At 67.5% G+C, this 22242-nt stretch carries 16 protein-coding genes and 1 pseudogene; 4 read left to right on the top strand and 13 right to left on the bottom strand.

The window, feature by feature from the left end:
- Nucleotides 1-33 precede the first annotated feature (33 nt).
- Entirely contained in the window at nucleotides 34-3369 is a 3336-nt protein-coding gene (locus WA670_RS20685) for a translation initiation factor IF-2 N-terminal domain-containing protein (protein ID WP_336158584.1), read from the bottom strand.
- A gap of 510 nt (nucleotides 3370-3879) precedes the next feature.
- Between WA670_RS20685 and WA670_RS20680 the strand changes: the two genes are divergently transcribed.
- Complete coding sequence (locus tag WA670_RS20680) at nucleotides 3880-5310, top strand: S8 family peptidase (protein WP_336158583.1); 1431 nt, start codon at nucleotides 3880-3882, stop codon at nucleotides 5308-5310.
- 21 nt (nucleotides 5311-5331) lie between these two features.
- Here WA670_RS20680 and WA670_RS20675 read toward each other — a convergent pair whose 3' ends face one another.
- From WA670_RS20675 to WA670_RS20645, 7 genes and pseudogenes are all read right to left on the bottom strand, one after another.
- A complete protein-coding gene (locus tag WA670_RS20675) occupies nucleotides 5332-6171 on the bottom strand; it encodes an ABC transporter permease (RefSeq protein ID WP_037814200.1) in 840 nt (279 codons plus the stop codon).
- Entirely contained in the window at nucleotides 6171-6974 is an 804-nt protein-coding gene (locus WA670_RS20670) for an ABC transporter permease (protein ID WP_238605153.1), read from the bottom strand. Before WA670_RS20670 ends, WA670_RS20675 begins: the two co-directional genes overlap by 1 nt.
- Complete coding sequence (locus tag WA670_RS20665; protein ID WP_043837293.1) at nucleotides 6974-7915, bottom strand: ABC transporter ATP-binding protein; 942 nt, start codon at nucleotides 7913-7915, stop codon at nucleotides 6974-6976. The genes WA670_RS20670 and WA670_RS20665 overlap by 1 nt, the downstream gene beginning before the upstream one ends.
- 159 nt (nucleotides 7916-8074) lie before the next feature.
- A complete protein-coding gene (locus tag WA670_RS20660; protein WP_336158582.1) occupies nucleotides 8075-11410 on the bottom strand; it encodes a phosphodiester glycosidase family protein in 3336 nt (1111 codons plus the stop codon).
- Between the two features lie 124 nt (nucleotides 11411-11534).
- Nucleotides 11535-12260, bottom strand: a complete 726-nt coding sequence (locus WA670_RS20655; protein WP_336158581.1) for a maleylpyruvate isomerase family mycothiol-dependent enzyme — start codon at nucleotides 12258-12260, stop codon at nucleotides 11535-11537.
- Nucleotides 12261-12394: 134 nt separating this feature from the next.
- Complete coding sequence (gene ndk, locus WA670_RS20650; RefSeq protein ID WP_020660996.1) at nucleotides 12395-12805, bottom strand: nucleoside-diphosphate kinase; 411 nt, start codon at nucleotides 12803-12805, stop codon at nucleotides 12395-12397.
- Nucleotides 12806-12875: 70 nt separating this feature from the next.
- Nucleotides 12876-13685 (bottom strand): annotated as a pseudogene (locus tag WA670_RS20645) (alkaline phosphatase D family protein); the annotation flags it as partial.
- Between the two features lie 49 nt (nucleotides 13686-13734).
- On the opposite strand from WA670_RS20645, the gene WA670_RS20640 reads away from it, so the two are divergent.
- The 3 genes from WA670_RS20640 to WA670_RS20630 all read left to right on the top strand — a co-directional run bounded on the left by WA670_RS20640 (nucleotide 13735) and on the right by WA670_RS20630 (nucleotide 17671).
- Nucleotides 13735-15330 carry a recombinase family protein gene (locus tag WA670_RS20640; protein ID WP_336158580.1) on the top strand — a complete coding sequence of 532 codons (1596 nt, stop codon included), beginning with the start codon at nucleotides 13735-13737 and terminating at the stop codon, nucleotides 15328-15330.
- A gap of 118 nt (nucleotides 15331-15448) precedes the next feature.
- Nucleotides 15449-16843: a hypothetical protein gene (locus WA670_RS20635; protein ID WP_336158579.1), complete on the top strand. Its 1395-nt coding sequence runs from the start codon at nucleotides 15449-15451 to the stop codon at nucleotides 16841-16843.
- A 222-nt stretch (nucleotides 16844-17065) separates the two neighbouring features.
- A complete protein-coding gene (locus WA670_RS20630; RefSeq protein ID WP_336158578.1) occupies nucleotides 17066-17671 on the top strand; it encodes a hypothetical protein in 606 nt (201 codons plus the stop codon).
- Nucleotides 17672-18192: 521 nt separating this feature from the next.
- On the opposite strand, the gene WA670_RS20625 is transcribed toward WA670_RS20630, so the two are convergent.
- Genes WA670_RS20625 through WA670_RS20605 form a run of 5 tightly spaced genes read right to left on the bottom strand, consistent with a single transcriptional unit; the run spans nucleotide 18193 to nucleotide 22174 of the window.
- Nucleotides 18193-20535: a hypothetical protein gene (locus tag WA670_RS20625; protein ID WP_336158577.1), complete on the bottom strand. Its 2343-nt coding sequence runs from the start codon at nucleotides 20533-20535 to the stop codon at nucleotides 18193-18195.
- Nucleotides 20528-21319 carry a hypothetical protein gene (locus WA670_RS20620; RefSeq protein WP_336158576.1) on the bottom strand — a complete coding sequence of 264 codons (792 nt, stop codon included), beginning with the start codon at nucleotides 21317-21319 and terminating at the stop codon, nucleotides 20528-20530. Before WA670_RS20620 ends, WA670_RS20625 begins: the two co-directional genes overlap by 8 nt.
- Nucleotides 21316-21651: a hypothetical protein gene (locus WA670_RS20615; RefSeq protein ID WP_336158575.1), complete on the bottom strand. Its 336-nt coding sequence runs from the start codon at nucleotides 21649-21651 to the stop codon at nucleotides 21316-21318. The genes WA670_RS20620 and WA670_RS20615 overlap by 4 nt, the downstream gene beginning before the upstream one ends.
- Nucleotides 21651-21983 (bottom strand): WhiB family transcriptional regulator, encoded by a 333-nt coding sequence (locus tag WA670_RS20610; RefSeq protein ID WP_336158574.1) that lies wholly within the window; start codon nucleotides 21981-21983, stop codon nucleotides 21651-21653. Before WA670_RS20610 ends, WA670_RS20615 begins: the two co-directional genes overlap by 1 nt.
- Nucleotides 21980-22174 carry a helix-turn-helix domain-containing protein gene (locus WA670_RS20605; protein ID WP_336158573.1) on the bottom strand — a complete coding sequence of 65 codons (195 nt, stop codon included), beginning with the start codon at nucleotides 22172-22174 and terminating at the stop codon, nucleotides 21980-21982. Before WA670_RS20605 ends, WA670_RS20610 begins: the two co-directional genes overlap by 4 nt.
- Nucleotides 22175-22242 lie beyond the last annotated feature (68 nt).

The following is a 22242-nucleotide window of genomic DNA, read 5'->3' as shown; positions in this document are numbered from 1 at the left end:
GGGCGCTGCTGCACCCGGGGTACCCGTGGTGGATCAACTCTGGTCCGAAGCCTTCACCGGCGGCCCTGCCGGGCGCGAAGCTGCGCGGCGCGGACGGCGCCGGGTGCTGCGCACGGCCGGGGCCGGGACGTCGACCTCGGGTTCTTCGCCGGAGTCCGCTTCCGCGGCCTCCTTCGGGGCTTCCGCCTCCGGCGCGGCCTGGCTGGCCGCGGGCTCCGGCTGCTTCGCTTCCGGCTGCTGGACGGCGGCCGGGGCCTCCGTCTTGTCCTCGGCCTTGTCCGGCGCGGCGGCCTGCTCGACCGGCTGCTTGGCCGTCTCCTGGTCCTTCGCTTCGGCTTCTGGAGCGTGGTGCTCGTGCTTCGCCTTGGACGCGTTGGCCATGGCCTGCACCGCCGACACCACGGATTCGCGCTGCACCGGAGTCGGGGCCGGGGCGGCCTGCTCCGGCTTGGGCTCGGAGTGCTGCTCCTCGCCCTTGCCGCGGCCGCGGTTGCGCCGCGAGCTCTTGGTGTCGCCGCCGCCGTGGCTGTGGCCGTTGTGCCCGTTGCCGCCGTTGTGGCCGTTCCCGTTGCCGCCGCCGGTGCGCTGCGGTTCGGTGGACACGACGACGCCGCGGCCCTTGCAGTGCTCGCACGGCGTGGAGAACGCCTCGAGCAGCCCGGTGCCGATCTTCTTGCGCGTCATCTGCACCAGGCCGAGCGACGTGACCTCGGCCACCTGGTGCCGCGTGCGGTCCCGGCCGAGGCATTCGGTGAGCCTGCGCAGCACCAGCTCGCGGTTGGACTCGAGCACCATGTCGATGAAGTCGATGACGATGATGCCGCCGATGTCCCGCAGCCGCAGCTGGCGGACGATCTCCTCCGCCGACTCCAGGTTGTTGCGGGTCACCGTCTCCTCGAGGTTGCCGCCCGAGCCGGTGAACTTGCCGGTGTTGACGTCGATGACGGTCATCGCCTCGGTGCGGTCGATGACCAGGTAGCCGCCCGAGGGCAGCCAGACCTTGCGGTCGAGCGCCTTGGTGATCTGCTCGTCGATCCGGTGGTCGGCGAACGCGTCGCCGGTGCCGGTGTAGCGCTTGAGCCGGTCGGCGAGGTCGGGCGCGACGTGCTGGACGTAGTCGTTGATCGTGTCCCAGGACCGGCTGCCCTGGACCTCCAGCTTGACGAAGTCCTCGGTGAAGAGGTCCCGCACGACCTTGACCAGCAGGTCCGGCTCTTCGTAGAGCATGGTCGGCGCGCTGCCCTTCTTGCCGGAAGCGGCCGCCGCCTTGTCCTTGATGACGTCCCACTGCGCCTTGAGCCGGTCGACGTCGCGGCCCAGCTCCTCCTCGCCGATGCCCTCCGACGCGGTGCGGATGATGACGCCCGCGTCCTCCGGGACGATCCGCTTGAGGATGTCCTTGAGCCTGCGCCGCTCGTTCTCCGGCAGCTTGCGGGAGATGCCGGTGGCCCCGCCCGCGGGGACGTAGACGAGGAAGCGGCCGGGCAGCGAGATCTGCGTGGTGAGCCGGGCGCCCTTGTGCCCGACCGGGTCCTTGGTGACCTGCACCAGGACGCTGTCGCCGGTGGAGAGCGCCTGCTCGATCTTGCGCGCCTTGCCTTCCAGCCCGGCCGAGTCCCAGTCGACCTCGCCGGCGTAGAGCACGGCGTTGCGGCCGCGGCCGATGTCGATGAACGCGGCCTCCATGCTGGGCAGCACGTTCTGGACGCGGCCGAGGTAGACGTTGCCGACGATCGAGCCGGTGCCCGACGACGTCAGGAAGTGCTCGACCAGGACCCCGTCCTCGAGCACGGCGATCTGCGTGGAGTCGCCCTTCTCGGCGACGACCATGGTGCGCTCGACCGACTCGCGGCGGGCGAGGAACTCGGCCTCGGACAGGATCGGGGCGCGGCGGCGGCCCGCCTCGCGGCCGTCGCGGCGGCGCTGGCGCTTGGCCTCCAGCCGCGTGGAGCCGCGGACGCTGCGCACCTCGTCGCGCGCCGGGCGCTCGGCCTCGGCGGCCTTGGCCTGGCGGACGTGCGTGACGGTGTTCGGCGGGTCGTCGGTGCCGGTCGTCTCGGCCCCGTCGTCGTCCCCGCCCTTGCGACGGCGGCGACGGCGGCGGCGCTTGCTGCCGCCGTCGGACTCGGCGTCGTCGTCGGACTCCGCCTCGGCGTCGCCCGCCTCGTCCGGCTTTTCGGTCTTGCCCTTGACGTCCTTGGCGTCCTTGCCGCCGTCTTTGGCACCTTTGTCCTGCTGGTCTTCGGAGGTTTCGTCCTCGTTCTCGGACTGGGCCTCGTCGCCGCCCTTGCCCCGGCCGCGGCCGCGGCGTCCGCGACGGCGCCGGCGACGGCCGCTCGCGTCGTCGCCGTCCTCGTCGGAACGCTCGTCGCGGGCTTCGCCGGAGGTGTCTTCCTCAGCGGTTTCGGCGGTGCGGTCGGGGCGCTCGGCCTGCGCCGGAGCCTCGCCGACGCCGAACAGCGGCTCGGGCTTGCTCCGCGTCTGCTGCGCGGGCTCGGGCGGCAGAAAGACCGGCGAGGGCGCGGCGAAGACCGGCACGTGCACCGGGCCGCGGGCCGGGGTGGCCTGCTCGGTTTCCTGCTGGTCGGCCGGGATCGCGGGCGCGACGGCGCGGCGCGAGCGACGGGTCCGGGTGCGCTTCTCGCCCGATTCCTGAGCGGCTTCCGGCTCGGCGGATTCGGCCGAGAACGGGCGGGCCGACCAGCCGGGGGCGGCGGCGCTGGCTTCCGAGGCGGCTTCCGGAGCGGTGCTCTGCTCAGCGGCGGTTTCCGGCGCGGGGGTTTCCGAGGCGGTGCCCGCTGCCTGCGCGGCGGTCTCCGGCGCGGTGCCCGTCGCGTCCGCGGCGGTTTCCGGCGCGGTGCCCGTCGCCTGCGCGGCGGCGGCTTCCGGGGCGCCGGATTCGCTCGGAGCAGCGCCCTGGTCGGCGGCTTCGGAGGACGCGGGGGCCGGTGCGGCGGAGTCGTCCTGCGCGGCAGCACCCTGGGTGGCTTCCGGGGTCTCGTTCTCCTGCGAAACGCCGCCCTGGGCGGCGGCGTCCGAAGCAGCGGCCGTCTGGGCGGCATCGCCGCCCTGGGCGTCCGCGGTCGCCTGGTCGCTGGCCTGCTCGGCGGCGTCGCCGGTCTCGCCGGCGGCCTCCGCGTCGAGGATGACCGCGACGCGGTGCGCGACCTCCTTGGTCACGCTCGACTGGGCGCTGCGGGGGCTCTCCCCCAGCTCGGCGAGCTTGCCGAGCAGGTCGCGGCTGCTCAGGCCGAGCAGCTTCGCCAGCGCGTGCACGCGGATGCGCGGCGGCAGCTCGCCCAGCCTGCTGGTCGTGGGTGCGACGGTATTCCCGCCGGTCTGATCGGCGGGTGTGTCCGCGTTCGACATATGTCTCCTCCGCCCCCGGGCGCGTCAGCCGGTTCGCACCGGTGGTGACGCGGCCGCGCAGGGGCCCTTTCTGTTCCGTGCCCGCCGTGGTGGTGACCAGCGGCGGGAATCCTGCTGGCAGCCGTGCGGTCCGCCGGGTCGGCGGCCGCTCGGTTCCTGGTCTGCTCGGCGGGGTGCCGGCCTGCTCGCGACCCCCGGGCCACCCGCCACGACATCGACCTTGGCCCGGCCTCCCGGGGGCGACGCGCGTGGTGCCGGTCCGGCACTCCTCCGGGCCGCTCACGACGCGAGCGGGATGCCCGTCGGCGCAGCGGCCAACGCGAGTATCCCACACCCGGGGGGACACCCGGTGTAGTCGGTGTCCCGCGGCAGGCGCCCGGGCGTGCCGCGATCATGCGCCCGGGCGAACTTCCGCGCTTCGCTTGTCGCGCCGGGCCCGGGGTGGTTAGCGTGCGGGCTCGGGCGCTCGCGCGGGCGCCCGGCACAACCCTGCGCGCGGTGGGAGGTCCGGTGTCTGTGCTGGCGCGGCCGCTGCGGGCGGCCGTGTGCTCCTTGCTGGTCCTCGCCGGCTGCGCGGCGGTCTCCCCGGCCGCCGTCGCGAGCCCCGGATGCGCCTCGGGCGGGCGGGCGGTGCGCTACGTCGTCGCGTTCGACCGCGGGACCCCGGAATCTTCCGCCCGCCAGCAGGCGAGCGCGGGCTGCGGGCAGCTCGTCGGCTACTACCCGCAGATTTCCGTGGCGGTCGTCACGTCAGCCGATCGGGCGTTCGCGGACCGTCTCGGCCCGGAGCGGGCGTTCAGCGCGCAAGCCACCCGGACGGCCGCCGAACAGCCAGGCGCCGCCGCCCAGCCCGCTCGGGCCACACTCCCGCTCAGCGACCCGGCGCGAGTGCCGGCGACAGACCTGTCCGCCCAGCAATGGGACATGAACCTGATCGGCGCTCCGGCCGCGCACCAGGTCACCGAAGGCAGCCGCTCAGTGGTCGTCGGCGTCCTGGACTCCGGCGTCGACCCGAAACACCCCGACCTCGCCGCAGCGATCGACCCGGACGATTCGGCGGGTTGTCTCACTGGCGTCCCGGACCCGAGCCCGGCCGCGTGGCAGCCGACGACCTCCGCGCACGGCACGCACGTCGCGGGCATCATCGCCGCGGCCGACGACCGCAAGGGCATCACCGGCGTCGCGCCGGGCGTGCGGATCGCGTCGGTGAAGGTGATCGACGACCGCGGCTACGCCGATCCGGAGGCGGCGGTCTGCGGGATCATGTGGTCGGCGGCGCGGCATCTGCCGATCGCCAACAGCAGCTGGTTCGTGAACCCGTGGTCGCTGTCCTGCGTGCGCGGCAACGACCGCGGCGTGGTGCACGAGGTGCTGGCGCGAGCCGTGGAGTACGCGACTTCCCAGGGCACGCTGAACGTCGCTGCCGCGACCAACGAGGCGGTCGACCTCACGCCGTCGGGCCGCTCGGGTTCGCCGTCCGCCGCCGGGAAGTGCGAGGCGCTGCCGGCCGGGCTGCGGGACGTGGTGACGGCGTCGGCGATCAGCCCGGACCGGGTGAAGTCGAGCTACAGCTCGTACGGGCTCGGTGTGGTCGATGTCACGGCCCCGGGCGGCGACGACGACCGCTGCGTGGTTTCGACCGTTCCGGGCGGTTACGCGCCGATGTGCGGGACGTCGATGGCCGCGCCGCACGTCGCCGGGGTGCTGGCGCTGCTCAAATCGGTGCATCCCACGTGGACGGCCGCCGAGCTGCGCCGTGCGCTGGACTCCCGCGCGACGTCCATGCCGTGCCCGGACGACTACGACCTCACCGGCGACGGCGCCCAGGACGCCTACTGCTCCGGCTACGACGGATACAACGGCTTCTACGGCCATGGTCTAGTCGACGCCCGGACCGCGGTGGCGCCCGCGCAGAACGGACTGCCCAGCCCGGCCCGCTGAGCCGCGTTCAGCGTTCGGTATTCAGGTAAGCAGCAGTTTCGCGATCCTCCTTGTCGCGCCCCAGATCCCGATCGCGGCGAGCACCAGCAGGTACGCCAGATTGCCGAGCATGCTCCAGGAGAAGATGCCGGTCGCGAGCCCGCGCATCAGCTCGATCCCGTGGTAGAGCGGGAAGCAGCGGACCGCCCACTGCAGCGCCTCCGGGTAGACCGTGATCGGGAAGAACGTGGTGGAGAACAGGAACATCGGCATCAGGACGAGCTGGATGTAGTCGAATTGCGACGTCGACTTCAGGAAGCTGACCAGCGCGATGCTGATGGCCGCGAACGCGAACGACACGAGCAGCGCGGCGGGCAGGAGCAGCAGCGCCCACCACGACGTGAGCAGCCCCATGACGCCGGTGACCGCCAGGAACGCGACCGAATACAGGCCGCCGCGCATCATCGCCCACGCGATCTCGCCGAGCGCGACGTCGAGCGGGCCGACCGGGGTCGCCAGCATCGCGTCGTACGTCTTGGCGTAGCGCAGTTTGAAGAACAGGTTGTACGTGCACTCGAAGACCGCGCCGTTCATCGCCGACGACGCCAGCAGCGCGGGCGCGACGAACGCGACATAGCTCATCGGCTGCCCGTCCGGCCCCGGCACGGTGGTGACCAGTTTGCCGAAGCCGACCTGGAACGCGAGCAGGTAGAACAACGGCTCGAGCGCGCCGGACGCGAGCATCGTCCACGACCGTCCGTAGACGGTGAGCGCGCGTTCGATCAACGCGGTGGCGCGGCCGCTGTACATGCCCGCGGGCAGGACGCGGAGCAGAATTCCGCGCCGCTGCGGGAGAATCGGGGCGCTCTGCAGGTCGGTCATCACGCCACCAGCCGTCGGTAGAAGCCGCGGTGCGCGATCGTCCAGCCGATCGCCACCAGTGCTGCCAGATACGCAAGGTGCCCGAGCACCGGGAGCAGCTCCCGCCCGCCGAGCGTGGCGGCGCGGGAAAGCTCGGTGCCGTGCCACAGCGGGGAAATCCAGGCGAGCCAGCGCAGGTACGGCGGCAGCTGAGTGATCGGGAAGAACGTGCCGGAGAACAGGGTCATCGGGATGACGACGAACCGGAAGATCAGCCCGAACCGCTGTCCCTCGTCGAAGGTCCACGCCGCCAGCCCGGCGATCAGCGATCCGCACGCGAGCCCGGTGAGGACGCCGACGAGGACCACCAGCAGCGCCCCCGCGTTGTCCCAGGCGCCGAACAACCACGCGATGAGCGCGTAGACCGTGCCGGAAAGGGCGAGCCGCAGCATGGTCCAGATCTGGTGCCCGCCGAGGACCTGGCCCGGGGACACCGGCGTCGCGGTGACCGCCAGATAGTCCTTCTGCCATTTGAATCCGCTGAGGACCGGATAACTCGATTCGCTGACACCCTGCTGCGCGGCGCCGGCGACGAGCAGCGCCGGGGCGACGTACACCAGGTACGACACCCCGCCGGTCGCCGGACCGGCCTTGACCTGCGAGCCGAACCCGAGCCCCATCGCGGCGAGGAACAGCACCGGTTGCAGGCCGGTGGAGTAGAGCGTGCTGAGCCAGTGCCTGCGGTACCAGGTCCAGTAGCCCTCGACGCGCAGCCAGGCGCCGTGGAACCGGCCGACGACGCGGCCGGTGGCGGGAATGGTCATCAGTCCACCAACGTCCGGCCGGTGAGGCGGAGGAAGACGTCCTCCAGGGAACTGCGCCGGACGAGGCTCGACAGCGGGCGCAGGCCGCGTTCGTGCGCGCGCTCGAGGGTGGCCTCGCCGGTCATCGTGTAGAGCAGCACCCGGTCCGGGAGGACCTCGACGCGCTCGGCCAGCCCGTCCAGCCGGTCGGCCGCGTCCTGCTGCTCCCCCGGCGCGAACCGGAGTTCGACCACTTCCCGGGTGGAATGCCGCGCGATCAGGTCGGCGGGCGAGCCTTCCGCGGCGATCCGGCCGCCGTCCATGACTACAAGCCGGTCGCAGAGCTGTTCCGCTTCGTCCATGTAATGGGTGGTGACGATGAGCGTGGTGCCGCGGGCCTTGAGCCGGAAAAGCCGGTCCCACAACAGATGCCGTGCCTGCGGATCGAGCCCGGTGGTCGGTTCGTCGAGCAGCAGCAATTCCGGATCGTTCACCAGCGACCGGGCGATGGTGAGCCGCCGCTTCATGCCGCCGGACAGGGAATCGACCGGTTTCTCGGCACGGTCGGACAGCTGCGCGAACTCCATCAGCTCGACCGCCTTCCGCCGCACGTGGGCGCGGGAAAGGCCGAAATAGCGGCCGTAGACGTGCAGGTTCTGCCGGACGGTGAGCTCCACGTCGAGGTTGTCCTCCTGCGGCACCACGCCCAGGCGCGCGCGGATCCGCGGCCCGTCCGCGTTGGGGTCCATGCCGAGGACGCGCAGATCGCCGTCGCTGCGCGGGGACACGCACGCGATCATCCGCATCGTCGACGACTTCCCCGCGCCGTTGGGCCCGAGGAAGCCGAACGCCTCCCCTCGCCGCACCTCGACGTCGATGCCGCGGACTGCCTCGAATTCTCCGAACCGTTTGACCAGCGCCTTCGCTTGCACGAGGGCTGGTTCCGATGCCGACTCTCCCACGAGGAACGACAGTAGAGGGAGGCACCGACAATTCTCGACCGGTTTCCCCGCCGCGGGTACGGCATCCGGGTGGATCTTCGGCCGGGACGGGAAAACGACGAGCCCGCGGCCCAGCGAAAAGGCGGGCGGCCCGAAGACCGCCCCGCCCCTCAAGAAAACTCAGCGCACCGTCAACGACACCGACCGGGACACCCCGTTCACCGTCACCGAGATCTCCGCCGTCCCCGGGCGCAGCCCCCGCACCGTCCCGGTGGCCGGGTCGAACGACACTACGTCCCACGGCGCGGGCGGCCAGCTGCCGATGTGCACCCCGCGACCGCCCCAAGCCGCGCTCACCGGGTACGCCACCGGAATCGACCGGCCCTCCTGCGTCACCGCGGCGATCACCTTTCCGGTGCCGCCCCACGAAAGAGTGCCCGGCCCGGTCACCGTCAGCGCGTCGACGTTCGGGCGCGTTTCGAAGCGCACCGGCTGGCCGCGGTCCGAGGGGTCCACTCGCACCAGGGTCCAGCCGACGAAGCCGCCGTCGCCGGGGGCCGCGGCGGGGGTCTTGCCCGAGTTGCCGTTCACCAGGTACGGCACGCCGTCCGTGCGCGACAGGCCGAACACTCCCGCGTGCGAAGCCAGCGAGGCGGCCGGTTTTCCGGACTTCTCCTCGAAACCGGTCAGCCACGTCTGCAGCAGCGCGGCCTCCTTCCGGTCGCCCAGCTGCGAATTGCCGGTCGGGCTCGGGTCCTTCACCGGATGGTGCATCGCGACGACCACACCCCGCACGGAACGGTCCTTCGCCGCGTTGTCGAGTGCCTCGCGCAGCATGCGCACCTGGTCGAATCCGCCCGCGCGCAGCGAGCCGCGCGAGGAATCCATCAGGATCAGCCGCACGCCGTGGACGTCGACCACGCGGTGCGTTTCCCCGAACGCGTCCTGGAAGTTCTTCAGGCCGTTGCCGCCCTCGGCTTCGTGGTTGCCGGGCACGTAGTACCAGGGGACGCGGCCGTCCAATTCTTCGGTGATGATTTTGCGGGCCAAGACGAAGTCCGGCGCGGTGCCGCGGTCCACGAAGTCGCCGTTGATCAGCACGAGATCCGGTTTCGCGGCAACCGCCTCGCGCAGTGCCCGGCGTGCTTGGGCGACGAGCGGACCGTCCGGAGCGTCGGCGGTGAACTGGGCGTCGCTGACGACCGCGATCTTGAGGCCGCCCTTGCCGAGGGTTCCATTGGTGACCAGCGCCGGGTCCGGGACGGCCGGATCGTGCGGCACGGCCGTGGTCGGCGCGACCTCGAAGGTGAGGTCGTTGAACACCAGTCTGCCCTCGTACTGCTTGCCCGCCGCGGTTTCCACGGCATAGAACCGGGTGAGGCGCTGCCCGTCCGGCAATCCGGCGGGCACCGCGGCGGTCACGTACCGCCAGCCGGTCCAATTCACACTCAGCGCAAGGTCCACAATGGACGCGGTGTTGGCGCCGTCGCGGAGTTCCGCGCGGATCCAGGCGCCCTTGCCGTCGCCGTTGATCCACATGCCGATCTTCTGCGTGCCAGCCGGAACCGAGATCGGGTTGGCAGCGTTGACATACGCGGCGCGCGTGGCAGCCGTGCCGGTGAGGCGGTAGTCGAGCGCCAGGCCCTTGCCGCCGTTGCGTCCCTCTGCCGACGAAAGCGCGGCACCGACGACGGCCGGATACACCGTGGCAGACCAGCCGTCCGGACCGGCCAGCGGTGCCGCGACCCTAGCCTCGGTGCCCACCGAAGCCGCCAGGTGCATGGTCTTCCCGCCCGCGTGCACGGTGATCGCGGTGGCCCCGGAAGCGGTCTTCGCGGTAACTGCGAAACCCTTGCCCGACGGCTCGATCTTCACCACGGCGGGGTCGTATTCGAGCTTCACGTCCGACGGTTCGATCCAGGTGCCGTAACCGTCCGCGTCGTAGCCGTAGACCTGGAACTCGCCGCGCGCCTCCGCACCCGACAGCGCGACCTGCTTCGTGCTCGCGCCTAGGCGCACCGGCTTACCCAGCACGGTCAGCTTCGTGCGGCCGTTCACGAAGTTCTGGTGCGCGGTGACCGTCACGTCGGCTCGCGCGTCCGGGTGCAGGAAGTCGGGCTGCGCGGTGAAAACGTTCTTCGTGACCGTGCCGCGGAACGGGTTCGACGTGGTCCAGAACGGGCGCGACGCCACTGCGGCACCCGTCTCGTCGTGGCCGTTCGGCACGAGCGCGCGGCTCAGGCCGGACAGCACGCGGGTCGAGTTGTCGCCCTCCTGCGCGGGGGCAGGCGCGAAACCAGTCAGCCGTCCGCTGCCGGCCACCGTCGCGAAGCCGATGCCGTTGGGCACCAAGCGTTCCCCGCCGTCCGAAGGCGAGTTGCGCACCGACGGCGCAGCCTCTCCTTCGTTGCGCGCGAGCAGCGTCGAGGAGCCTCCGCCGTCGAGGTTGATCGCGTCGTCGGCACCGAGCCGCTTCAGCTGCCGGGCCATTTCCAGCTCCGTCATCCCACGGCTGTCGGCCTGGCGACCGTCGACCGTGACGAGCCACATCCGCTTGCCGTCAGCGGAAAAGCCGACGCCGGTACGCGGCGCGAGGGTGACGTCGTCAAGCTGCTGGAGCTGTCCGTCCTTCAGCAGGGTCTTGTTCCCGCCGACCGCGACCGCGATCTTGCCCGCGTCGGTCCGCGGCGCGTACGAAACGCCCACGCGATCACCGACGTGCAACGCCGACAACGCGTCCGCACCAGCTTCGCGACCGAGCAGCAGCGTGCTTCCCGCCGGGATCGGGCCGTCCGCGGGCTTCGGACGCACCTGCGTCACCACACCATCGCGGACCTCTACCTCGATGACCTTCTGCGCACCGGCGACCGACGTCGCGCGCGCCGAAGCACCCCAAAGCGGCGTGTAAACACCCAGAGCGTCCTTGCCGAGCACCGGGCTGTTGAAGTTCGTGGCGGGGACAGCTCGGCCGTCCGGCAGCGTGACCGACGCTTCGAGGAAGATGTCGGCGAGTTTCGCGCGTCCCTCCGCGGTGATCGCCGCGGTGGTGTTGTGCCCGGACGCGGGCGCGTTGTGCAGCTCGCCGTTGTCGATGCCGACGCCGAGCGGCGCGCCGGAGGCGTTGATGTCGAAGAAATCGCCGTTGACGCCCGCGACCGCCCCGGCGCGAGCGACCTGCTGAGACAGCGGGGTGCGCGCGGAAACGGTGCCCGGGCTGAGGTAAGTCGGCTTCAGGACCTTGCTGGTGAGGTCGACGCTCAGCGCGTCGCCGCGGATCCAGCCCTTCGGGTCGAAGCGGTCGAACTGGGTGAGGTTCAGACCAGGCGCCACCGCGTTGGTGGCGCTGCTGGTCTCGAGGCCGTCGTCGGCGGCGGGCGCCGCGGCGATCGCCGGGGCCTCCCGGGCCGAGGAGAAGGCGGAGGCGCTCTCGACCGGCGGCGGGCCGAGCGGAGCGGAGAGCGGGCCGGCATGCGCAGGCGTGGCCAGCGTCAGCACCAGCAGGGCGCTGAGCAGCACGGATCTTGATCTTTTCACCAGGTACCCCACGATCGCGAAAATGGCTCAGGTCAGCCAAATCCATCGGCGCGACCGCCGGAAGGCCCTGCGGTGAACGGGACCTGAATGGCGCAGGATTATCCGCTCAGGGGGTCATGCGCGCGGCGAGAAACTCCTTCGCGACGGCCTCGTCGCCGTCGATCTCCGGCTGCGCGTCGGTGCGCTTCCACAGCGACACCAGCAAATCCTGCGCGGGTGCCGCGACCGTGGCCACCGCTTCGCCCTCGCCCAGCTCGGGCGGTTCGCCGGGGACGACGGTCCACGTGTGCCCGGTGTCGGTGGTGCGCAACGTGATCGGCGCGGCCAGCGGAACCTCGTGCTTCCAGCGCGCGACGCGCGGCAGCATCGTGCCCAGCACCTCGAAGACGCCGTCCGCGGCGATCAGCGGATCAAGCCGGGTCGTTGCGCCGCGTGCGCCGAACAAGTCGACCAAATGCACGGAAGTTTCGTGCACCTGACGGCGGAACCAGAACGCCTTCGTCTTCTCCGCGGCGCCGAAAACCCAGCACGCGTCGGCGGGATCGGCCGCGTCGAGCGCGTCCAGCAGTTCGGCCGCGCTCTCGGCGTACCAGGGCGCGAGGTCGCCGCTCGGCGTGACGTCGAAGTCCTGCTTGCTCAGCTCTCCGGTGCGGACGATGCCGGCGGCCCACCGGTGCACGTTGCCCAGATGCGCGACGAGGTCGCGCTTGGTCCAGTCGCCGCAGTACGGGACCGGGTTGACCAGGTCGCCCTCGGCTTCCGCGGCGAAGGCCTCGGTGAGCGAGCGCAGGTGCGGCAGGTAATCGCGCGGCGGCAGCGGCAGGGCAGTCACCGGTGGAGGTTAACCGATGCGCCGAGTCCCCGGCAGCGGATTAAGCGGCCGGAAACACGAACGCCGGGCCGGGACCGCAGTCCCTGCCCGGCGTTCGCGAGGGTCAGTGCCGGTTCAGTGCCGGTTCAGCCGGTTCACAGGTCCGGGAACCACAGCTTCAGCTCGCGCTCGGCCGACTCCGGCGAGTCCGAACCGTGCACCAGGTTGTACTGGGTCTCCAGCGCGAAGTCGCCGCGCAGGGTGCCCGGGGTGGCCTTCTCGACCGGGTCGGTGCCGCCGGCGAGCTGGCGGAACGCGGCGATCGCGCGCGGGCCCTCGACGGCCAGCGCGACGAGCGGGCCGGACGTGATGAACTCCAGCAGGTCGCCGAAGAACGGGCGCTCCTTGTGCTCCGCGTAGTGCTCCTCGGCGACGGAGCGCTCGACGGTGCGCAGTTCCAGCGCGGCCAGCTTCAGGCCCTTGCGCTCGATGCGCGAAACGACCTCGCCGACGAGGCCGCGCGCGACGCCATCGGGCTTGACGAGGACCAGCGTGCGTTCAGTCACGACGGTATTTCTCCTTGTGCGGATTCGTGTTATTCGGCGCTGAGCCTATCCGACGCGCCTGCCGGGCCGGTCAGCGCCGCTGCGGCTGCAGCGTCTTGGACCACAGCGAGGCCCCGGTCGCGTCGCGCAGGTCGACCGTCAGCGCCCCGCTCGCACCGTCCACATTCACCTCGCCGAAGTGCTGGAACCCTTGCACCGGCGAGGAATTCTGCGTCTGCGGGGCGTGCACGAAGACCGCTTCCGGGCCGAACGTCGGGTCGAGCTTGTTCGGGCCGAAGGCGCCGGCGTTGAGCGGGCCGGAGACGAATTCCCAGAACGGGTCGAAGTCCTGGAACGCGGCGCGCTCGGGCGAATAATGGTGCGCGGCGGTGTAGTGCACGTCGGCGGTCAGCCACACGACATTGCGCACGCGGTGGCGCGAGATCCGGTTCAGCACCCAGGCCAGTTCGGTCTCGCGGCCGCCGGGCGCGCCGGGCAGGCCGTTGGCGACCGCCTCGATGTCCTTGCCGTCCGGCACGACGAGGCCGATCGGCATGTCCGCCTGGACGATCTTCCAGGTCGCGGTGCTGCGCCGGAGCCCGTCGGCCAGCCAGCGGGCCTGCGCGTCGCCGAGGATGTGGCCGGCCTTGGTCTGGTCCGAGGTGTTGGCGTCGCGGTAGGTGCGCATGTCGAGCACGAACACCTCGACCCGGCTGCCGTAGCGGAAGCTCCGGTAGACCCGGCCGTCGACGGCCTGGCGGCGGTCGATCGGATGCCATTCGTGGAACGCCTGGAACGCGCGCTGGGCAAGCACATCGGCGCGTTTTTCGGTGTATTCGGGGCGGTCGTTGAGGATTTCGCCCGGATACCAGTTGTTGACCACCTCGTGGTCCCACCACCTTTGACAACTAACTACACTGACAGGGCGTCTACCAGCGAGGATAGCGACGATGAGCGCACCAGCACCACGGAAGCGGCGGCGGTTCAAGAAGCAACTGAGCGAGCGGCCGCCGGTCGTCCCGTTCACGCCGGAAGACGACGCAGCAGTCTGCTACGCCCGTCAGTCGCACTTCTCCGACGAGAGCATGTCCAGCGAAGTGCAGGTCAGGGACACCCACCGGTGGACCAGCGCGTACGACGTGCCAGTCGTCGCGACTGTGGAGGATCTGCACGTCTCCGGCGACCTGGAGCCCCACAAGCGGGACGGGCTCAGGCTCTGGCTATCGGATGCACCACCTCAGCCGTGGAAGACCCTGGTCGTGCCCAAGCTGGACCGGCTCGTGCGCAACGTCATGGACGCACTCACCCTGCTGGAGTGGCTCCGGGCACGTGGCAAGCGCCTGATCTGCATCGCCGAGGGCATCGACTCCAGCAACTCGATGTCCGAGTTCATGATCACCTTGATCGCCGCGTTCGCCCGCATGGAACGCGAACGCATGAGGGAGCGCTTCCGCTCGGCGAAGGCGGCCCTCAAGGAGGCTGGTCGCTGGGGCGGCGAGGGCCATATCTACGGCTCCATGCCGGTCGAGTTGCCCGGCGGCGGCTGGGTCCTTGGAATCGACCAGTATGCCGTCAAGATCCTTCACCAGCTGTCCAAGAAGGCTCGGTCGGGCGACGGCCTTACCGACATGTCTCGGTGGCTGAACAAGAACAACATCGTCACGCCGAGGGACCGTCAACTTCAGCTGGGGGCCGAGCGACGCGGGCAAGATCCCACCACGGTCGAGCTGAAGGGCTACAAGTGGCAGTCGAACACTCTCGGCCGCCTGCTGACGGATCCAGCGCTAGTGGAGTTCGGCATCTTTGAGCCCGCGGAGCAGGCAGAGATCGTCGCCCGGCTTGCGGAGAAGTCACGCCGCAAGACGCGTGGCAGCAATCAGCCGTACGAGTTCTCTGGCATCTTGGTTTGCCCGGAGTGTCACGAGAACCTTTGGCATCGCCTCACCTGCGTCAAGCGGAAAGGCAAGGACGGTGCCCCGGTCGAGTACCTATACAGGCACTGGCAATGCCCATCCCGAAAGCACGGACCGGCGATGAAGGCTGAAGAAGTCGAGCCGTTGGCCACGCAGGCTTTTTACAAGATCTTCGCCATGGTTCCGGTCCGCGAGCGCATCATCCTGCCGCCGACCAACCACGCCAACCAGATAGCGAAGCTGGAACGGGAGTACGGCAAGTTGATGTCCGAGGTCGCGCGGGCCAAGTCTACGGCGGACCGGCGTCGGATCATGGATGATGGAGACAAGATTCTGTCCGACATCGATACTCTCCGGGCACTTCCGGCCGATCCCGGGGGTGTGCAATGGGTGCCAACTGACCGGACTTGGCAGCAAGAACTAGAGGGGATGACACCGGAGGACCGGCGGCTCAGGTGGCTTGAACTGGGCTTCTCGTTCGCGGTCCAGAAACGCAGCGACGGCACATGGTCTGCTGGGTGGCGACTGCCGGACGGCTGGCGAGAGGCCATGCCCGAAGTATCCAAATGGCTCGACCAGGCCATCGAGGGCCAACAAACACTCGATATACCCCCCCTGCTCCGCTCAATCTGACAAACCTCGACCAATCGTATTAGGAAGCCTAATGCTAGAGCGACTGAACCCCTCGTCGATCCGCAGCAACAGAAGGCGAGAGGCACCCCTATTTGCGAGTCGATCTCAACTTCGAGAGATGAAAGTACTTATCGACGCGGACCTTCTAGAGAGCTTAGTTACACCAACGGTTACGCCAGCATTAATACTAGCAGGACTGCTTTCCCATCCGATGATATCTTTATACCGATACGCAGACGATGGCCCTCCACCCGAAATCAAAGCTCGCAAATACGGCGATTGGACCACAGCCTACGAAGGCTGGGCGACACTCGGCCCCGAGGAACCCGAAATGGGAGGCCGACTCGCTACGTGCGCCAGCGGGGATTCTGTTCTTAACTGCGGGATCCTACCCAGAGACTTTATCCACCTTGCACAGATCGCCGATCCAAGCATCTATGAAGAACTGGGCACCGATAATGCAGCCGCACAACGCGAAGCTGACGCCATTGCCGCACAGGTTGCATCGTCGATAGATGCCGACCTGTTTATCACTGGCAGAAAGCTTCTTCACGAGGGGCATGAAGCCTTCACCCGCGACATTACTGTCCTAAGCCCCGAGAAGGCGTTACCAGTGGTGTCGCTTTACCTCCGAACTCAAGGCGAGTTCATCACTTACCGCTCACCGGATTCGAGGTCGACGTTCCGATCCAACAAATGGTCTTTCACTTGGGTTGGCGCGCGGGAATTGCTCCCCGCCAGCTGGAAATGGTTCAGCTCTTGCGTTGCAGAATCACAGAGCAGGCGAGACGACACGCTTCTCTACCTAGGTCAATCATCCATTCAGCGAGTGCAACGCGCCCTCATTGCAAGAGACACCGTCCACTCGGTTATCAACCAGCCGCAGGACAACAATACCGCAGACGAGATCCTGTCCAATCTCGATGTCATCTTTGTCCTCTTGATGGGAGCACTTGATGCGACCGCACGCGTTGCTCACATAACCCTCGAACTCCCCAGCTCAAAGAACCGGATACGCAAGGCTGGCTGGCACGTTACAGACTGGCTAAATACCGTTCGCGCAGCCGACCAGAGCCTTGCAAATATCGTAGCAGAAGGCACACCTGAACAAAATCTCATCACAATTATTCGACTACTCAGAAATTCGGTTCACGGCGAGGCTTCACAGTCACTGGCAGTCTCCAATAGCGGAAGTCGGACCGAAACAATGTTCAGCCTCCCTAGCGCGGACATGGCTGAACTAATAACAGCAATGGAAGCCCTGGGTGGCACGGAAAAATGGGGTGTCAAGGAGATGATACCCGGCCGAATGCATGCCGCTCCACACATCCTACTTGAAGCAATTCTGCCTCCGGCAATCAGTCTCTTAGATTCAATAATGATGCAAACTCCAGTAGAGCGCCTACCTAGTTATAATGCCAGCGAAGTAACCCTCGCCCCTCCTAGCAACGATCCACTTTCCCCCTTCAGCGAAAACAACAGGAAAAGTATTCGATGGCAATTAGGACTCTAGGCGGACGACCATTCCTTAGCAGTATAGATTTCCACCTCTTAAATCCCCTGACAAGAAGCGCTTCTCTGAAACAGAGAAGCGGAACCGCGTCTGCTTTCTGACCTTGTGCGGCCTAACAGAGGAAGAACTCAAAGTATGGTTAGACTGTCGAACGGAGCAGGCAGCCTAGAACATCCCCCGCACAGAGAAGGCCCAGTCATAACATCCGGCTAGACTGAGCATATGCAAGCACCCTGGTGGACCACGATTGCAGCCGCGGCAGCGGGCGGAATCATCGCACTACTGGCAACAATTCTCACTTCAGGCATGAACGCTCTCACCTCCCGACGTCGGCAGCGTCTGGAATTAGCACACACACGAAGCTTGGAACGCGAGAAACTACTCTACGATCAGCGGATTGAACTTTATCTAAACATAATAGAGGAGATGTTTCAGGTTGACAACAAGCTGAGAGAACTCCGACGGGACTGCACAGCCCTTAACTCAATATACTTGACCACTGAACTAAAAGAACTGGCACACTCTGTACAATCAGATGCAGCAAACCTGAGTGGCAAGCTGAGCAAAATCATCATTTTAAGCGACAGAGAAGTCGTAGACGCTTTTATGGATTTCTGCTCAAGTATCGAGTCCGAGGCGGAATCTTTAATAAAAGGCGATCTTCGCGCAGACCTCGAATCCGACGATTCAGAGCCTCCCGGAAAGCGCCGCCTAATTCCAAAGCGAGCAAGAGCGTACGACGATCTCATTGAGTCTATCCGACGAGAAGTTGGATCAAGGACCGACTACCTGGACGGACGACAGCCTGCCTACTACACCATCGCGTAGTCATACACGAAACGTCGAGGAATCCAATTTTCGCAAATCGGGAGCCCTTCCAAGATTAGAGGAAGGGCTCCCGGCTCGCGGTCATTGGATCAGCGAATCACATGCTGCATTGATCCGAGCGGCCACCTCCTCAAGGTCTGCGCCGTCAACAGCAATCCAATGCTCGCCGTCTGGCCCGGCGGTAAGTCTCGCCATTGCTCGCCGCTCGTCAAACGGCTCGCCAGCCTCGGCAGGATGGTCCCGTCGGCGTGACGGTCCCCGGTCCGCAGCCCCTTGGGTGCTTCCGTTGGAGGTGCTCGGCCGTCGACGCCGGAATCGAGTGGATTTCGACCGGCACTTAAGGCCATCTGCATCATTGGCTCGATCACGTTCGTTGGAGGCACCCGACCCATGCTGATCGTCGTCGCCCCTGCCTTGTCTGGCCTCCGCCTCGCAATCGTCAATGTGACCATGTCCTTGGCCTTTCAAGTAGTGGTTCGCGGAGATATGCCGTACGTCGGTCGAGTGATCCGGCAGGACTGTCACCGTCCCTCGGCTGGCTCAGAGGGATCTCGGCGCGCCCCTGAACCAACGGTGTTCGGGTCCGGTTCCGGGGCTAGCTGGCGGCAGGTCCCTAGCCTCCCTGAATCGGATTCCCGCTGTTCGGCGCGGGGACTTTGGTGCAGGGACTCACCAGGGACAACTCCCTGGCCCCCTGCTAGCTCCCTGTTGTTCCGATCTCGGTCGGCAAACGCTGAAGCGACATCCTCCGCCCGGACCACCTTGTTCCCATCCGACTTGGCGGGCGCGATTCCGAACACGGCGAGCGCGGCCGTGAGGTCTCGGAAGGTCCACCCGTCGTACTCGCCGGGGTTGCGTCGAGCCAGTCGAGTCAAGACCACCTGCGTCCGGACCCGACGCTCTCCTTCCAGCACAGCGTCGATATCGGCTAAGTGGTCGACGGCAGGTGCCGCTTCGATCTCCGACTGCGCAGTTGATTCGACCGTCCGGCCCGCCTCTTCGATCACCGCCACGGCGCGGGCAATCACCGAGGTCACCTCATCGACCCCGTCTTCAAACGGCACGTAGAACGTACGGACCAGTTCGAACGTCTCATCAGTGATGCCGACAGCGACACAGGTTCCGCGGTCAGTGTTAATCCGCAGCTCAGTCGCGCGGACGCCAGCTGCGTACTTCCCGGAACCCAACAGGCCGTCATTGGCGACCTGATCGGCTACCGAGAACGCCACTCCGCACGAAACGTTGCGAGTGATTTCCCGAGGGATGCTGTCCTTTGTAGGCGACTGAGTGGCCAGCAGCAGCACGATGCCGTACTTGCGCCCACGCTTGATGAGCCGAACGGCCAGCTCCGCGGCCTTCTTGCCAAACTTCGGGTGCTGGAACAGTTCATGACACTCATCGATCCCGCACACCAACGGATGCAGTCCAAGCCCGCGTTTGTCCGCCAGCTTGCGCGAAACCTTCGGCGGACGGCCCGGCTGCTCCCCGAGGACCTTCCCGCGTCGCTCCATTTCAGTTAGCAAGTCCGCCAACGCCTGCGTAGCCGCCTCGGCCACGCTGTCGTCCATGCCCATCCGGTATCGGGAGAGCCTCGGTCGGAACGGCTCGAAGTCGGGAGACTCCCCCATCACGAACGCCCACAGTTCGGCCGTGGGATCGAGCGCCGCACCGAGCAGCAATGTCCGCAGCGCCGCTGACTTCCCTTGCCCCGGACGGCCTCCAATCAGCCAGTTGACCCCGAGCAACGGCGCGTTGATCACCAGGCCGCGTTGAGACAGTCCGAACGGGACGCCCTCGAAAACGTCAACTTGTCCCTCATGGACCAGTGGCCAGGCCCCGGCGCCACCCCCCAGAACGCCCTTGTCAGCGATCCACAGGTCGAGGATTCCGTCCTCATCGCCCTTGGTAGGCCAGGTTTCCAATGATGCCCGCCCGAGGTTTGCCGCCAATTTGGACCGGCGCGCGGCCACCATGTCCGCAGTGACTCCAAGCGGCAATCTGACCTGCGCGAACGTGCCGTCACCGTCTTTGCGGGCCGCCACGGTGTAGACCAGCTCGCCGCCGTCGCGATAGAACCGGTCCAGCGGGCTGATTCCCAGGTGCGCCAACGCCTTCGAGATCATCCGCTCGTCGATCCATGAATCGGCGTCGTCCCGATCAGGCCGCACCAGCCAGCCGGCACCCGGAGTCCGGTCCCGGCCTTCAAACGCCGCCGCCACAACCGCCACCAGCGGAAGCAGGACCAGCAGAAGCGGCACAACCGTTGCGAATGCCGACCGTACGGCTTCCGCTCCTGTGTAGACATTCGCCAGCCACGGCCACATGTCCGCTCGATCCATCACCGAGTCGAGCAGCCACAACGCCGCCGCCACAGGTGCGGCGACACGCAGTGTGATCGCCAACCGGCGGAGCACGATTCCGAGCTTGGCCCACCGCGCAGTGGCGTCCGACCGGATCAGCTCCTGCGCGGCACGCCGTGCTTCGGCATCCCCCGCCAGCCGGGCGCGACGGGCGTCCGCTCGCAGGTCGGAGTAGGTCGCCCAACCCCAGAACTTGACCAGCCAGCGCCAGTTGCCGCGGAGTACGAACCACACCAGCCGGGCAACATCCTGCGGAATCTTCCTTAGCCGGTAAGCGGCCACTGACCGAGCCCTCACGAGCGGACCGGACCGCCAGACCCACGCTGCCCAGTAGGCGCAGCGTTGCCACAGGTTGCCGAAGGATGGGGCTGTCACAAGGCTCGGTTTGGGCAACGTGTCATCGATCAACTCCCCATCGAGTACCGGGCCGACGTGTTCGACACCTCGACCGCCGTTCCGGGCCAACTCGGTGCTTTCGCGTTTCTCCCGGCTTGGATCAGTCATCGGCCTGCACCCCCTCGCCGATTTCGGCAGTCAAGGCCGAAGCAAGCCGCGAGGACAGACCGCGGGAGCACCCTGTCGTCTCCCGCACCCATGCCGGAGTGATCGTTACCTCGGGAGTCCACGCGTTCCGGGCATCGGTCAGGTAGTCGGCGAAGAGCTTCCGTCCGGCAGCTCGGTGCCCGGGCTGCGTCGCCGAGTCATGGACCGGGACCACCGGTTCATGAACGCCTGCCCGCTCGGTGGCGTTCATGAACGCCACCGTCACCGCCGAGGTGAGTTTGTCCCGTAGGTCAGTGACTGCCTCAGCGGCTACGAACACGACCAACGGCGGTACCGAGTGCAACACCACTCCCGCTGGCGAACCGGCCGCCCACGACGACCAGGTGTTCATGACGTAGGTCGCGGCCAGCGTCAGCCACTTCGCCGCCCTCACCCACGCCCCAGTGCGGACCTGGTACCGAGCGGTCACCTGCTCCGCACGCAGGATCGCCAGCAGGACGAGGCACACAGTCGGGTCAAGCAGCCACGCCGTCAACCACGGCAGTGACCCGAATGCGGCGCCGGCCGCGGCGAACCATTGGACATTGGCCGTGGTGAACGCCAAGCCGAGCACGATCCCGGTCCAGCACAGACGATCCACCTGCGCCCGGACGCGCTCCACCCGCAGCGCCACGACATCGGGATGGGTCTGCCAGCGGCGGACGCCGGCCGCCTCGGCGGCGTCCTCGGCCAGCCGCCGAGCACGCCCCGGCACCGTTGTGACTTTCCGAGTCTCGATGGTCATCGGCGACCACCACCCCGGCGGTGCGTGGTGGTGTCCAGCGAGGTGACTGTCAGGACGCGGGTCAGGACATAGGCCGCGATGAGGTCCGGTGTCCCGAGGACCACCAGTACCAATACCGGGTTGTGCACATGAGTGATCACCAGCCACTGAACGCCCATGAACGCCACGGCACTGAACAGGACTCGCCCTGCGAGCGAGACCACGCGGGAACCTTCGCGAGCAGCATCGGCAGCCCGCCGCGCCTTCCGCATTCCGTACCGCCACACCGCGAAAAGGGCAATCAGTGCCCCGGCCCCGACCAGAATCTGTGTGGACGTCAGATTGAGCGTCATCACGCCTCACCGCCTTCGCGGCGGTGAAGCCACACCGGATACAGGGCACGCCGGTCTGTATCCGGCAATGCACCCCACACCCCGAGCGTGACCGGCCCTCCCGTACGAAGGTCCAGTTCCCGGCACTCGTCGATCACCGGGCAACCCGCACACATGCGGAAAGCCAATTCCCGGTCCGGCGTAGCTTCGCCGGACAGTCGCGGCATGTCTGCCCGGTCGAACGCCCAGAAGCACAGGCCGTCACGGGCTACCACTTCGCTCAGGACTTCGTCCGGAACCTCGACGTATCGGTCAAGCTGAGCGGCCATCTCTGTGTAGTCGTAATCGGTCATCGCGCACCGCCGTTGAGCACGCGCCGGAGTTCGGCGGCGGAGATGACGAGCCGGGAGCGTCGACGCTCCGTGCGGAGCGTGCCGACCCGGATTGCGCGATGTAGCTCGTCGCGGTCGATGCCGAGAATCCACGCGGCATCGGCCAAGGAGTAGAACGCCGGTCGACCGGCGTCAGGAAAGTTCTTAGGCATTAGTTGAGTCCCTTTAAGTCAAGAACGATGATTTAGTCGCAAATTGTGCGCTGATTTAGTCGCATCAG

The organism is Amycolatopsis sp. VC5-11 (genome assembly GCF_037034185.1).
GTDB classification, from domain to species: Bacteria; Actinomycetota; Actinomycetes; order Mycobacteriales; family Pseudonocardiaceae; genus Amycolatopsis; species Amycolatopsis nivea.
The sequence above is the reverse complement of the archived record's forward strand: the minus strand, read 5'-3'. Positions and strand labels throughout refer to the sequence as shown.